Source organism: Avibacterium sp. 21-594, from assembly GCF_026226815.1.
Lineage (GTDB): Bacteria > Pseudomonadota > Gammaproteobacteria > Enterobacterales > Pasteurellaceae > Avibacterium > Avibacterium avium.
In genome coordinates this window covers 242,603-256,804 of sequence record NZ_JAKKOC010000001.1, presented here as the reverse complement: position 1 = coordinate 256,804, position 14,202 = coordinate 242,603, and the positions used below count along the sequence as shown (strand labels likewise).

Here is a 14,202-nt window from a genome sequence, read left to right as displayed (position 1 = left end):
CCGCATTTTTCTATTTATAAGATTAAAGGAGCATTTTATGAAAATTGTTTTTCTTGATAGCACAGCCATTCCAAAACACATTCCTATTCCACGCCCTAACTTTGAACATCAATGGGTGGAATATGAGCATACTTCGCCTGAACAAACCATTGAGCGTGCGAAAGATGCGGATATTGTGATTACGAGCAAAGTCGTGTTTGATCGTGAAACAATGAAACAGCTCCCGAACTTAAAGTTAATTGCGATCACTGCCACAGGAACAAATAATGTGGATTTAGAGGCGGCAAAAGAGTTAGGAATCGCAGTGAAAAATGTGACTGGTTATTCTTCTGTTACCGTGCCTGAACACGTTTTAGGGTTAATTTTTGCTTTAAAACACAGTTTAATGAACTGGTATAAAGATCAGCTCAGCGCCAAATGGGCGGATAGCAAACAGTTCTGCTATTTTGATTACCCGATCACCGATGTGAAAGGTTCAACCTTAGGTGTTGTGGGTAAAGGCAATCTTGGTAAAGAAATTGGCCGTTTAGCCGAAGCGCTAGGAATGAAGGTGATTTATGCAGAACGCAAAGGAGCGACAACAGTGCGTGAGGGCTATTTACCTTTTGAGCAAGTGTTGCAAGAAGCGGACATTGTTACTCTACATTGTCCTTTAACCTCTGAAACCACCAATTTGATCAATGCAGAAACATTAAAATTAATGAAGCCAACGGCATATTTAATCAACACAGGACGCGGGCCTTTAGTAGATGAAAAAGCCTTAGCAGAAGCGTTAGAAAATGGCACAATCGCCGCCGCGGCTTTAGATGTGTTAGTGAAAGAGCCGCCTGAGAAAGATAACCCACTTATCCAAGCGGCAACGCGTTTACCAAATTTAATCATCACCCCACACGTTGCTTGGGCATCTGATGGTGCGGTGGAAATTTTGGTGAAAAAAGTAACACAAAATATGGAAGAATTTGTCGCAACGGGCAAATAAATTTATTATCGAACGAAATTTCCCCTGTTATGCAGGGGAAATTTGTTATTTCAACCCTTAAATAATAATGATGAATTTACCGATTTCTTTATTTATTGCCCTGCGTTATTGGCGAGCGAAAAGTGCGGATCGTTTTGGGCGATTAGTTACCAACCTTGCGATGATGGGGATTGTGCTGGGTATTATGGCGTTAATCATCGTGCTTTCGGTAATGAATGGTTTGGAAAATCAACAAAAAAAACAAGTGCTTTCCACCATTCCCCACGCCATAATTATGCCAAAGTCAGGCCATTTATCCCGTGAAGTGCCAACACCGACAATGCCAGCTTTTGTGCAGCGCGCCATTCCGATTAACACCACGAATGTGATTTTACAAGCACCACAAGGCGTGAGTGCTGGGCAAGTGATAGGTATTCAACATTTTTCTGACGATCCCTTATTGGGCCATTTTCAACCCCAATCTTTTGAGCAATTATTGCCCGCAGGCGAATTTAAATTGATAATGGGATCGCAATTAGCGCAAAAATTACATTTACAAATTGGCGATAAAGTCCGTTTAATGATCACGGAAAATAGTCAATATACGCCCTTTGGTCGTGTGCCTGTGCAACGCTTATTTACCATTAGCGATATTTATTTTGCTTCGGGGCAAAATGACAGCAACGCCGTGTTTGCCAATCTTTCCGATATTGGCAGATTGATGCGTATTGGCCCACAGCAAATGCAAGGTTATCGCTTATTTTTACGCGATCCTTTTGATATTACCGAACTTCCTAACTATTTCAGTGCCGATGAATGGCAGATAACCGATTGGCGTAGCCAAAAAGGGGAATTTTTCCAAGCGGTAAAAATGGAAAAAAATATGATGGGCTTATTGATTAGCCTGATTATTGTGGTCGCCATTTCAAATATTATCACGTCGCTCAGCTTAATGGTGGTGGATAAGCAAGGGGAAATTGCCATTTTGCAAACCCAAGGGCTGAATAAATCGCAAGTGCGCAGCCTGTTTATTTGGCAGGGGCTATTAGTAGGCATTAGTGGAACTTTGATCGGCACACTGCTTGGCGTGCTAACCACATTAAATTTAGATTCTATTATGGCGTGGTTTAGTGCAGAAAATATTCGTTTACCGACAGAATTAAATCTTTCGCAGATTGTGATGATTGTCGCGGTGTCCTTATTATTTTCTTTATGTTCAACGATTTATCCCGCGTACCGCGCGGCACAAATTGAGCCAGCAGAAGCCTTGCGCTATGAATAATGCGTAACAAAGTGCGGTGCTTTTTTACGAAATTTTTTACCATAAAGCGAAACAGAAAAATAACGAGAAAAGAATGACAGAGAAGCAAATTTTACTCAGCTGCCAAAATTTAACCAAAGTTTACCAAGAAGGGGAAAACCAAACACAGGTGCTAAAAGACGTTACTTTCTCAATGGAAGAAGGCGAATTGGTGGCGATTGTGGGCAGTTCAGGTTCGGGCAAAAGTACCTTATTGCATACCCTAGGCGGCTTAGATCAGCCAACCAGCGGTGAAGTGTTCATTAAAGGGAAATCTTTGCAAAAGGCAAGCGCTGATGAATTAGCGAAATTGCGCAATCAATATATGGGGTTTGTCTATCAATTTCATCATTTAATGGCAGATTTTAGCGCGCTAGAAAACGTGATGATGCCGATGTTGATTGGTAAGCAAAATCGTAGTGAAGCGCAAGACCGTGCCGAAAAAATGTTGCAGGCGGTGGGCTTAGCACATCGCATTAAGCATCGTCCTTCTGCGTTGTCTGGCGGTGAGCGTCAGCGTGTCGCTATAGCCCGTGCTTTAGTGAATAATCCTGCTTTAGTGCTAGCTGATGAACCCACAGGGAATTTAGATCGCAAAACCACAGAAAGCATTTTTGAGCTTATTTTGAAATTAAACCAAGAGCAAAAAATTGCCTTTTTATTGGTTACGCACGATTTACAGTTGGCGGAGAAACTTTCTCGCCGAATGGTGATGCAAGATGGTATCTTGCGTGGAGAAAGCTAGATGAACGCACCCTTTTTTATTAGCTGGCGTTATCAGCGTGGTAAGCAGAAAAATCGTTTGGTTTCGCTGATTTCAATGTTTTCGACCCTTGGCATCGCTCTTGGGGTAATGGTATTGATCGTGGGGCTAAGTGCGATGAACGGCTTTGAACGTGAGCTAAATAAACGCATTTTAGCGGTTGTGCCGCACGTTGAAATTTCTGCTTATTCTGAACAGGGCGAGAGTACGCCAATAAAAAATTGGCAAAATTTAACCGCACTTTTAAAACAAGATCCTAGTGTGTTGGCGAGTTCCCCTTTTGTCAGCTTTACCGCGTTGGTAGAAAATGGCACGAAGTTAAAAGTGGTGCAAGTGAAAGGTATTGAAGCAGACAAGCAAGATCAAGTGAGTGCCTTAGGGCAATTTGTATTAGGTGATGGCTGGCAAAATTTCTCTCGTGAAGGCGGATTAGTCTTAGGTTCTGGCATTGCGCGCGAATTAGCGGTGCAAGAAGGGGATTGGGTAACATTGTTGATTTCTCAATCAGACGGCACCAATAATTTTACCCAGCCAATGCGTGAGCGTATGCAAATTACAGGCATTTTGCGCCTTGATGGCCAGCTCGATCACAGTTATGCCTTAATTCCCCTTGCAACAGCGCAGCAATTCTTGGATTATTCCGCCGATGAGGCCACAGGTGTTGAACTGAAAGTGCAGCACCCTTTCGCCGTGCAACAACTGGATTACCCAACCTTGCAACAATATCCACAATTTTTGTCCGCGCAAAATTGGATTAGTAAATTTGGCTATATGTACCGCGACATTCAGCTTATTCGCACGGTGATGTATTTAGCAATGGTGCTAGTGATTGGCGTGGCGTGCTTTAATATTATTTCAACTTTGATTATGGCGGTGAAAGACAAGCAAGGCGATATTGCTATTATGCGTACCCTTGGCGCAAATGATGGCTTTATTAAGCGAATTTTTATTTGGTATGGCTTACAAGCTGGAATGAAAGGCTGTGTCATCGGGCTGCTGTTAGGCTGCGTAACGGCATTAAATCTCACCCAATTAATTAAAAGCATTGAATTTTTAATTGGCAGAAAACTGCTTTCAGACGGCGTGTATTTCGTGGACTTTTTGCCGAGTGAACTTCATTGGCAAGATATTGCGGTGGTCTTTGTGGTGGCCTTAGTGCTAAGTTTGATCGCTAGTTTATATCCAGCAAGTCGCGCGGCAAAATTGCAACCTGCGCAAGTTTTAAGCAGTCATTAAAAATTTATTAATAATGTTTTTAAACTAGTTTACTAGTACAAAAATGCATGTTACATTGACACACAATTAAGTATTCGCAATGCGGATAAGCAAGTAATTATAAAATACAAACCAAGATGTAAGAGAGTGATGTATGACAAAAAGCAAAAATGACATTTATATTGCTAACGATGACACCCGAATCGGCAAAGTAGAGCAGGTGCTACCACCCATTGCGTTAATTGAAAAATATCCAGCAAGCGAAGTGGCGATCAACACCGTAAAAAAAGCTCGCCAACAAGCACACAATATTATTCATCGCAAAGATGATCGTTTACTTGTCGTGATTGGGCCTTGCTCCATTCACGATCCAAAATCGGCTTTGGAATATGCACAACGCATCAAAGCAATGCGTGAGAAATATCAAGACAGCTTAGAAATTATTATGCGTGTTTATTTTGAAAAACCGCGTACAACCGTAGGTTGGAAAGGGTTAATCAACGATCCTTACCTAAACAACAGCTATGCACTCAATGACGGTTTACGCATCGCGCGAAAATTATTATTAGATATTAATAATTTAGAGGTGCCAACTGCAGGCGAATTTTTGGATATGATCACACCACAATATGTGGCAGATTTTATGAGCTGGGGCGCAATTGGGGCAAGAACCACAGAATCGCAAGTTCACCGTGAGTTAGCTTCAGGCTTGTCTTGTGCCGTAGGCTTTAAAAATGCCACCAATGGTGGTGTACGCATTGCCCTTGATGCCATTGGCGCGGCAGAAGCACCACATTATTTCCTTTCTGTAACCAAATTTGGCCATTCTGCAATCGTTTCGACCAAAGGAAATGCAGATTGCCACATTATTTTGCGTGGCGGCAATAACGGGCCAAATTACAGCGCAAAAGATGTTAATGAAGTTTGCGAAAGCATTGAAAAGAGCGGTCGAATTCCGCACGTTATGGTGGATTTCAGCCACGCAAACAGTAATAAGCAATTCAAAAAACAATTAGAAGTTTGCGCAGATGTTTGCCAGCAAATTGCACAGGGTTCAAACCAAATCTTCGGTGTAATGATCGAAAGCCACTTAGTGGAAGGCAGACAAGATCTGGTAGAAGGCAAGGAATTAGTTTACGGACAAAGTATCACTGATGCTTGTATCGGCTGGGAAGATTCTGAAGCCGTACTACAAGCTCTATCCGATGCCGTACTAGCACGCCGTAATGTAACGCAATAATTTTATTGCGTTTTAGGAAAGGATAATATCTGCCTTTAACAGTTAGAGTATATCTTACTGATTAAAAGGCAGATTTTTTATGTCTTATTCTCGATATAAATAAAAAAGCACTCATCATTTTTAAACACGTTAAGATGAGCGCTTTCTAAATAAAATTAGAATGAAGATAGGCTAAACAACTAACCGTGATTCACAGCAAGTTTTGCAAGGTCTTTATCCACTAAGAATAACCCTTTGCCGTCATCGCCAAGAAGATTTAGTTTATCTAAAATGCCGCTGAATAATTTTTCTTCTTCGTGTTGTTCTGCCACATACCATTGTAAGAAATTGAAGGCTGAGAAGTCTTTTTCTTCAAAGGTTCTGCCGACTAATTCATTGATTTTGCTGGTGATCAGCTTTTCGTGTTGATAAGTGGTTTCAATCACTTGTTTTAATGAACTAAATTCGTGCGGTGGTGCTTCAATTTCGCTAATGATTGGCAATGCGCCTGTTTCAGTTAAATAGGTAAACAATTTACGCATATGTTGCATTTCTTCTGCAGCGTGAGCAGATAAAAATTGAGCAGCTCCTTCAAAGCCTTGCTGTTCGCACCAAGCGCTCATTTGTAAATATAAGTTTGAGGAATAAAATTCCAAATTCATTTGATCGTTTAATAATTTAATTACGTTGTTTGATAACATTTTTCTCTCCTTTATTCTGATTATTCTAATGTGGCTAAATCGCGGTCAATGTAGTAAAGGGAACGTCCGTCCTCGCCCACTAAATTGAATTTATCAATAATGCTGCTGAACAATTTTTCTTCTTCGTGCTGTTCTGCCACATACCATTGTAAGAAATTGAAGGTAGAGTAGTCTTTGTGTTCAAAGGTAACTTCTACCAATTCATTGATTTTTGCGGTAACAAATTTTTCGTGTTCAAGGGTGATTTCAAACACTTCTTTCAAGGATTTGTAATCATTTTTAGGCGCTTCAATTTTGCCTAATAATGGCATACCTGTGGTTTCATTTACATAGGTGAATAATTTTTGCATATGCATCATTTCTTCATCTGCGTGGCGGAGCAAAAAGGCTGCGGCACCTTCATAGCCGTTTGCTGAGCACCAAGCACTCATTTGTAAATACACATTGGAAGAATAAAATTCCAAATTAATTTGTTCGTTTAGTTTTTTAATAATCGCGTCTTGTAACATAGCCACTCCTTTCCTTAATGGTCAATAAAATATAGTGGGCATAGTTTAACCAGTTTTTTCTTTTTTGCAACTAAAAATATTTGTAAGTTATTAATTTTTAAAGGGAATTTTAATAATAATTATTCTATTTGAGAGAATCGTTCTTATTGCCAAATGGTAATAAGTAAAGTGCGGTGGAAATTTGATGAATTTTTCAGCCTGTATCACAGCATACAGGCTGAAAATGAACGTTTAAGCAAGGGGAATGCTGGAGAAAAATACCAGTAAAATAGGTGGCACGATATTGGTTACAAAGCCAAAACTAATGGCCAGCGGCACAACTTCAATGCCACCAGAACGTTGAATAATTGGCAAGGTGCAATCTAATGCAGTGGCGCCTGCCATTCCAACGGCGGTAGAGCGATAATTAAACATAAAAAAGGGAATAATGAATAAGCTGACAATTTCCCGTGAAAGATCGTTAAAAAACGCAATGCTACCAAAAACAGGCCCCCAAGCATCATTAATCACCACGCTAGAAAGGGAATACCAACCAAAGCCCGAAGCAATGGCTAGGCCTTGTGTAACAGGTAAATTCAGCACATAAGCGGAAATAATCCCACCTAATAATGAAGTAAGTATAAAAACCAGACCTGTATAAAGCCCACGCTTATTGAAGATGACTTCACGCAACGCAATGCCGTTATTACGCAGCTGAATGCCGACAAAAAAGATCAGCAGCACTAAGGCATAAGTGCTTGTACTAAAAGGAAAAGCAAGCCATTCTTTGGTTAAAATACCCATCACAAAACCGATCAACACCATTGAGCAAAGTTTGGCGCTGTCTAATAATAATCGCCCACGAGAAGGTAAATCTTTGCCTAAATGTTTAAGTGGCTGTGGGCGTAGTTTGTCATACAGTATTAAGCCGAGAATATTGCAGCCTTGAATGATTAAAGCAAAAGTGAAAGCAGAAATACCAATTAACGGTAAAGTGTTAGCAAGATCGTCCAAATGCCCTAAAGATACGCCCATAACGAATAAAATCACATAGAGCAGCAGCATTACAATTTGATTTATACGCTGCAAAAGTGCGGTGTTTTTTGTCTTAAAAAAATACCCCAAACACATTGGGCCAAGGACGATGAGTAACCCTTCAAACACAGTTTTTTCCTTAAAATGATGAAATTATTGTGCTATTTTACGCAAGTGAACTGAAAATACCAAATGAACTAAGGCCCCAGACATCCTAAAAAGCAAAATATCAGTATGGGTTAAGAAAAGAGCAAATCAATCAATTAAAATCTAATGTTATTGAAGGAAGTGGAAAAAATGGAAATGAATAATAATTTTTATCAAATGATTATTATGGAAAGAGAAAGATTGAAAAATTCCGCTTTTCCAGAATATAGAGAAAATGATGGAATGGGAGCTAATTTCCTAATTAGGTGTAATGGTAATGCTGCAGAAGTGTTAGGGTTAGCTAAAAACGTTTTATTAGCTATTAATGAGCAATATACAGCTAAAACTTGGCCTAGCAATCCAAAATGGCATGAGATTCTTCCTAAGAATTTTTTAAAAAATTTCAAAAAAGAAGAAAGAAAATCAGCTAAAAAATGGTGGTCTAATTTTTTTCATAAGATAGTATCTAAAAAATCTGAGGATAATAGATGGACTTTTGAAAATTGGATTTTCTTGATGGAGCCAATAGATAGGAGTTGGTTTTGGTGGGGAGCTACGGTAATAGATGAAGAAGATGGAAATAATTATTTATTTTTTACAACTAGAGTATTGGATGATCCTTTTTCATCAGGAACATTAAAATGGTTATTTATTGGTGCAGGTGCAGTAGAGATCCTAGATGAAGATGAATTCTCGAAAAGATTTAATATCGATTTAATTCGTTAATATATAGAAGAGTAAAGCTAATCTTATACATATAAAACTATTTAAAGGGTTATAAGGAGCGGTGATGTATTTGCGTCAATTAGATATTGTAGGATTTCGTGGCATAAACCGTCTTTCATTTACCTTACAACCGAATATGGTGTTGATTGGTGAAAATGCGTGGGGGAAATCCAGTTTATTGGCGGCGTTGAGTTTAATTTTTAATGATGAGAAGCGCCTTTATCAATTCCAAGCAACGGATTTTTATCAGGACGAAAATAATGCGTTTACGGCGAAAGAAATCACCCTTTTCTTTACCTTTAGTGTTCATCGTGAAGCTAAATCCTTAACGCATTTTCCTTATAACCAATTGGCTATTTTTGATGATGAACCCTATGCCAAAATTTATTTTCAGATTACAGGGGAAATGCAAGGGGTAGAGATTATCACCACCTATCATTTTTTAGATGGCGAAGGGAATGTGATTAAGCTGGAAAATCCTGAGCAAGTGGCAATGGCGTTAATTGCACAGCACCCTGTTTACCGTTTTCGTGATGCAAGGTTGAATTCATCAGCCAAGCATCAACATTTTTCAGCGTTGCCCTTGTTAGACGATCCGAAAGTCAATCGTGAAATTCAATCCACACTGCACTTGCTGCAACATTATTTTCTCAATCGTGCGATGGCAACAGAATTAATGCAAGATACCACCGCACTTTGGAACGATGTGAAATCTCTTTGCCTAAAATTGCGTGAAAAACAGCATCATTCATTGCGCCATATTTTATTGCAACAATTAACCCAATTATTTGTTTCTGCCGATGAATTACGCGATTTTCACAGCTTGCGGCCGATTATTTTATTTGAAGATCCCGATGCTCGCCTGCACCCAAGAATGGTGGCGATTATTTGGGAGCTGGTCAGTTATTTGCCGATCCAACGTATCACCACCACAAATTCCGTAGAATTGCTTTCACAAATCCCTTTACAGTCCATTTGCCGTTTAGTAAGAAATGCAGAGCGCACTCAAGCCTTTCAGCTTGCACATCAATTAAATAAAGAAGAATTACGCCGTTTGAGCTTTCATATTCGGCATAACCGTAGCCTTGCATTATTTTCTCGAATGTGGCTGTTGGTGGAGGGCGAAACGGAAGTTTGGATTTTAACTGAATTGGCAGAATTGCTTGGTATTGATCTTGCGATGGAAGGCATCAGGATCGTGGAATTTGCTCAGTGTGGCTTGCGCCCTTTGATTCATTATGCCAAAGCGATGGGGATTGAGTGGTATGTGCTGACTGATGGCGATGAAGCTGGCAAAAAATATTCTGCAACGGCGAAAAGTCTGCTCAATGATAAGGAACAGCCAGCAATGCGGCTCACTTATTTGCCGAAAAAAGACATTGAGCATTTTTTCTATTATGCTGGTTTTGAACAAACTTTTATTCGATTAGCACGTTGGCAAGATCATTCACAGAAATATTTAGTTCATCGCATCATTCAACGTGCTATACAACGCACATCAAAGCCCGATCTTGCGGTGGCATTATCCAATGAGATAAAACTGCGTGGGGTTGCGTCTATTCCGCGTTTGTTTAAACAGCTTTTCACGCGCGTGTTAATTTTAGCGCGTTCATCTTAAGAAATCGTCTAAGCTCGAACAAACGAAGCGATAGGGAAAAAATGACAGAAAAAAGAGAAAAAATAAGCGGCAATTAATGCCGCTTTATTTCGCTGATTTAGGCTAAACGGGGATTTTAATTTCCCGAATCTTCATTGTGAAGCCATCAATGAGCAATAACCGCCCACATAAATTCTCACCTATTTTCAACCGCACTTTGATCGCTTCAAGGGCTTGCATTGAGCCGACAATGCCTACCATTGGCGCAAGCACGCCTGTTTCCACACAGCTTAATGGCGCATTGCCAAAAAGCTGGCTAAGTTGGCGGTAAGTGGGCGTATTTTCTTCATAAGTGAACACAGAAATTTGCCCTTCCATACGGATTGCCGCTCCAGAAATCAGTGGCGTTTTGCGTTGTTCACAACAACGATCTAGCTGATTGCGCGTTTCCACATTATCGGTACAATCTAGCACTACATCAACGCCTTGCAATAATGCGAGTAGGGCATCATCATCTAATTGTTGATTGATGGTTTCCAGCTTAACGTGCGGATTTAAACGCTGTAAACTGAGCTTGGCGGATTCCACTTTGGGCATTGTAAGACGGCTATCATCGTGCAACACTTGGCGCTGTAAGTTAGATAAAGAAACGGTATCAAAATCCACTAAAATCAATTTGCCAACGCCTGCCACGGCTAAATATTGGCTCGCCGCACAGCCTAAACCGCCCAAGCCCATTATCAGCATTGTGCTGTCTTTCAGCGTTTCTTGCCCGTCAAAATCAATGGCTTTCAGCACAATTTGGCGATTGTAACGCAGTTCTTCTTCAGCAGTGAGTTCGATCATAATCAGCCTAATAATTCATTAACCCAATAATTCATTGAAAGGTTCAATGGTCACCATTTCACCCGCTTGCACGTTGCCACGTTCTGCTTCTAATACAATAAAACAGTTGCTTTCAATGAAAGCACTAAACAAATGAGAACCTTGGAAACCCACAGCTCTCACTTCAAGTTGTCCTTGTGTATTGACCCAATAAAAACCACGTTGGAAATCTTTGCGACCCACGCCTTTTTTCAGATTTTCACTTGCGATTGCCTTAAGCTGTTGTGGCGCTTGCCATTGGCTGTAACCACTGAGCTTGGCAATGGCAGGCTGCACAAGCTGATAAAAAGTAACCAAGGCGGAAACAGGATTGCCCGGCAAGCCGCAGAACCACGCCTTTTCTAATTGACCAAACGCAAAAGGTTTCCCCGGTTTCATTGCAATTTTCCAGAAATTAACCGTCCCCAGTTTTTCTAAAATCGTCTTGGTGAAATCCGCTTCCCCCACTGACACGCCACCGCTGGTGATCACTAAATCCGCTTGTTCTTGTGCTTGCAAAAAGGCTTTTTCAAATAAGACTTCATCATCAGGCAGAATGCCGAAGTCTAAAATTTCGCAAGGCAATTTTTCTAGTAATAATTTCACGGTAAAGCGATTAGTATCGTAAATTTTACCGCTGCTCAATGGCTCGCCAACAGGAACTAATTCATCGCCAGTGGATAAAATCGCCACTTTCAAACGCGGAAATACAGGCACTTCCGCAATGCCTAAGGAAGCAAGCAATGGTAAGGAAAGTGCGGTGAGTTTTTCACCCGTTTTTAGCACCACGTCCCCTTGTTTCACATCTTCCCCCGCACGGCGGATATTTTGCCCTAATTTTGGCATTTCGTTGAAAGTAACTGTGCCGTCTTCGTTAAGTTGCACATTTTCTTGCATCACCACCGCGTCCGCGCCAGCTGGGATCATCGCACCAGTCATAATTCGCACCGCACTTTGTGGCAACCATTCGCCATTAAAAGGATTGCCGGCAAAAGCTTTGCCTGCCACGCTGAGTGTGCGTGATTGGGCAAGATCCGCAAGACGCACCGCATAACCGTCCATCGCAGAATTATCAAAAGATGGCACGTTTATCGGGGAGATAATATCCGCCGCACAAATACGCTGGCTGGCTTGCGAAAGCGGCAAAGTTTCCATTTGCTGCGGCGCAGGCAGCTGTGCCAACATTTCACTCAAAGCTTGTTCAATACTTAACATAAATTGTCCTTTTTCAACCAAGAATTGCATTCTATTCTACAAGAAAGTGCGGTGATTTTTATAGAGATTTTATAATTCTATTGTGATATTAAGACTAAAATTGGTTTTATCGTGCAATTTTTTTGCTAAAAAACCTATCGCGAAATCGTTTGCTTTCTGCTAGAATTGGCAGGAAAAACACCCTTCTTTAAGTTGCGTTTTTCATCTTTTTTATCAACTAATCTGGATTAAAAAATGGAAAATCAGTCTTTTCTACAAAAACTTTTTAAATTAAATCAAAAAAATACCACGGCAAAAACAGAAATCATCGCAGGGATTACCACCTTTTTTACGATGGTTTATATTGTTTTTGTTAATCCTTCAGTGCTTGGTGATGCGGGAATGGATAAACAAGTGGTGTTTGTTACCACCTGTTTGATCGCGGCATTTGGTACGATCGCGATGGGCTTGTTCAGTAATTTGCCTATTGCCCTTGCGCCTGCGATGGGTTTGAACGCCTTTTTCGCCTATGTGGTAGTGGGAAAATTGGGCTATTCTTGGGAAGTGGGAATGGGTACAATTTTCTGGGGTTCAGTGGGATTATTCGTGCTAACGTTATTCCAAATTCGCTATTGGTTAATGGCGTCCATTCCTTTGAGTTTGCGTGTTGGCATTGGGGCGGGGATTGGCTTTTTTATCTCGCTCATTGGCTTTAAAAATATGGGCTTAGTGGTGGCAAATCCTGCAACTTTAGTGGCGCTGGGTGAGTTGCATAATCCGCAAGTCTTAATGGGGATTTTAGGCTTTTTCATTATTGTGGTGCTTGCTGCGCGCAAAATTTATTCTGGCGTACTGATTTCAATTGCGGTGGTGACCACGCTTGCGTTGTTATTTGATGACAGCGTGGTGTTCCACGGGGTGATTTCTATGCCACCAAGCCTTGCGCCAGTGGTGGGCAAAGTGGATATTATGGGCGCATTAGATACCGCATTGCTTGGCATTATTTTCTCTTTCTTATTGGTGAATTTATTCGATTCTTCAGGCACTTTGTTGGGGGTAACAGACAAAGCAGGGATCAGCGATGAGAAAGGACGTTTCCCGAAAATGAAACAAGCCCTTTATGTGGATAGCGTGAGCGCCGTGGCGGGATCGTATATCGGCACCTCTGCAATCAGTACCTACATTGAAAGTGGCGCTGGTGTTTCCGTAGGCGGACGCACGGGAATGACGGCAGTTGTGGTTGGTGTGTTGTTCTTATTAACTATTTTCTTCTCACCATTAGCGAGCGTTGTGCCACCTTATGCCACCGCAGGGGCGTTGGTTTATGTGGGGATTTTAATGGCTTCAAGCTTAATTCGTGTTCAATGGGAAGACTTAACCGAAGCCACACCAGCCTTTATCACCGCAGCAATGATGCCGTTCACTTATTCCATTACGGAAGGCATTGCCTTTGGCTTTATTAGCTACTGTGTGATGAAAGTTTGCACAGGACGCTGGAAAGAAGTCAACGCACCAGTTTGGGTGGTATCCTTACTCTTTATTGCCAAATTCGTTTGGGTTGGCTAAAACAAATTTGATAAACTAAGTGGGCGATTTGCCCACTTTTTTGTATCTACAATTTTCATAGGAGTTCCTTATGCAAAACATCTTATTTATCGTGCATTCTTCCCCTTATGGCGATGAACATTTTTTCAGCGCTTTACGCCTTGCCTTGCAGTTACAAGAGCAACATAAAAGTGCGGTGCAATTACGCTTATTTTTTATGTCTGATGCCGTGGTGGGTGGCTTAGCTCAACAACAGCCAGCGGAGGGCTATCATTTACAACAAATGATCGAAATTCTCACCGCACAAGGGGCGACCATTAAATTATGCAAAACCTGTGCCAATGCCCGTGGCATTCACAATGCACCGCTTGCTGATGGGGTGGAAATTGGTACATTAGTTGAGCTTGCAGATTGGACAATGGCAGCAGATAAGGTACTGAATTTTTAATT

General features: G+C 41.0%; 14 protein-coding genes. 9 read left to right on the top strand and 5 right to left on the bottom strand.

Going from position 1 to position 14,202, the window contains the following annotated elements; translation table 11 throughout:
* The first annotated feature begins 37 nt into the window (after positions 1-37).
* The 5 genes from L5B76_RS01210 to aroG all read left to right on the top strand — a co-directional run bounded on the left by L5B76_RS01210 (position 38) and on the right by aroG (position 5,476).
* Positions 38-979, top strand: a complete 942-nt coding sequence (locus L5B76_RS01210; protein ID WP_265753924.1) for a 2-hydroxyacid dehydrogenase — start codon at positions 38-40, stop codon at positions 977-979.
* Positions 980-1,049: 70 nt separating this feature from the next.
* The gene (locus tag L5B76_RS01205) at positions 1,050-2,240 is read left to right on the top strand and encodes a lipoprotein-releasing ABC transporter permease subunit (protein ID WP_265753923.1); all 1,191 of its coding nucleotides are present in this window, start codon (positions 1,050-1,052) and stop codon (positions 2,238-2,240) included.
* 73 nt (positions 2,241-2,313) lie between these two features.
* Entirely contained in the window at positions 2,314-3,003 is a 690-nt protein-coding gene (gene lolD, locus L5B76_RS01200; RefSeq protein ID WP_265753922.1) for a lipoprotein-releasing ABC transporter ATP-binding protein LolD, read from the top strand.
* Positions 3,004-4,257, top strand: a complete 1,254-nt coding sequence (gene lolE, locus L5B76_RS01195) for a lipoprotein-releasing ABC transporter permease subunit LolE (RefSeq protein ID WP_265753921.1) — start codon at positions 3,004-3,006, stop codon at positions 4,255-4,257.
* Positions 4,258-4,390: 133 nt separating this feature from the next.
* Positions 4,391-5,476, top strand: coding sequence for a 3-deoxy-7-phosphoheptulonate synthase AroG (gene aroG, locus L5B76_RS01190; protein ID WP_268738876.1), 1,086 nt, complete (start codon positions 4,391-4,393; stop codon positions 5,474-5,476).
* A 179-nt stretch (positions 5,477-5,655) separates the two neighbouring features.
* Here aroG and ftnA (L5B76_RS01185) read toward each other — a convergent pair whose 3' ends face one another.
* From ftnA (L5B76_RS01185) to L5B76_RS01175, 3 genes are all read right to left on the bottom strand, one after another.
* Positions 5,656-6,156, bottom strand: a complete 501-nt coding sequence (gene ftnA / locus L5B76_RS01185) for a non-heme ferritin (RefSeq protein ID WP_103855330.1) — start codon at positions 6,154-6,156, stop codon at positions 5,656-5,658.
* Positions 6,157-6,176: 20 nt separating this feature from the next.
* Positions 6,177-6,665 carry a non-heme ferritin gene (gene ftnA / locus L5B76_RS01180; protein ID WP_115249686.1) on the bottom strand — a complete coding sequence of 163 codons (489 nt, stop codon included), beginning with the start codon at positions 6,663-6,665 and terminating at the stop codon, positions 6,177-6,179.
* A gap of 231 nt (positions 6,666-6,896) precedes the next feature.
* The gene (locus L5B76_RS01175; protein ID WP_265753920.1) at positions 6,897-7,808 is read right to left on the bottom strand and encodes a lysine exporter LysO family protein; all 912 of its coding nucleotides are present in this window, start codon (positions 7,806-7,808) and stop codon (positions 6,897-6,899) included.
* Between the two features lie 168 nt (positions 7,809-7,976).
* Between L5B76_RS01175 and L5B76_RS01170 the strand changes: the two genes are divergently transcribed.
* Both L5B76_RS01170 and L5B76_RS01165 read left to right on the top strand, forming a co-directional pair.
* Complete coding sequence (locus L5B76_RS01170) at positions 7,977-8,552, top strand: hypothetical protein (RefSeq protein ID WP_265753919.1); 576 nt, start codon at positions 7,977-7,979, stop codon at positions 8,550-8,552.
* Positions 8,553-8,616: 64 nt separating this feature from the next.
* Positions 8,617-10,170 carry a DUF2813 domain-containing protein gene (locus L5B76_RS01165; protein WP_265753918.1) on the top strand — a complete coding sequence of 518 codons (1,554 nt, stop codon included), beginning with the start codon at positions 8,617-8,619 and terminating at the stop codon, positions 10,168-10,170.
* A gap of 102 nt (positions 10,171-10,272) precedes the next feature.
* Here the strand turns inward: L5B76_RS01165 and moeB are convergent, their stop codons facing one another.
* Together moeB and moeA are read right to left on the bottom strand one after the other, a co-directional pair.
* Complete coding sequence (moeB, locus tag L5B76_RS01160) at positions 10,273-10,995, bottom strand: molybdopterin-synthase adenylyltransferase MoeB (protein WP_265753917.1); 723 nt, start codon at positions 10,993-10,995, stop codon at positions 10,273-10,275.
* A gap of 18 nt (positions 10,996-11,013) precedes the next feature.
* On the bottom strand, positions 11,014-12,228 hold the full coding sequence (gene moeA / locus L5B76_RS01155) for a molybdopterin molybdotransferase MoeA (protein WP_265753916.1): 1,215 nt from the start codon (positions 12,226-12,228) through the stop codon (positions 11,014-11,016).
* A 234-nt stretch (positions 12,229-12,462) separates the two neighbouring features.
* Between moeA and L5B76_RS01150 the strand changes: the two genes are divergently transcribed.
* Together L5B76_RS01150 and L5B76_RS01145 are read left to right on the top strand one after the other, a co-directional pair.
* On the top strand, positions 12,463-13,773 hold the full coding sequence (locus L5B76_RS01150) for an NCS2 family permease (protein ID WP_126372444.1): 1,311 nt from the start codon (positions 12,463-12,465) through the stop codon (positions 13,771-13,773).
* 70 nt (positions 13,774-13,843) lie between these two features.
* Complete coding sequence (locus L5B76_RS01145; protein WP_265753915.1) at positions 13,844-14,200, top strand: DsrE/DsrF/TusD sulfur relay family protein; 357 nt, start codon at positions 13,844-13,846, stop codon at positions 14,198-14,200.
* Positions 14,201-14,202 lie beyond the last annotated feature (2 nt).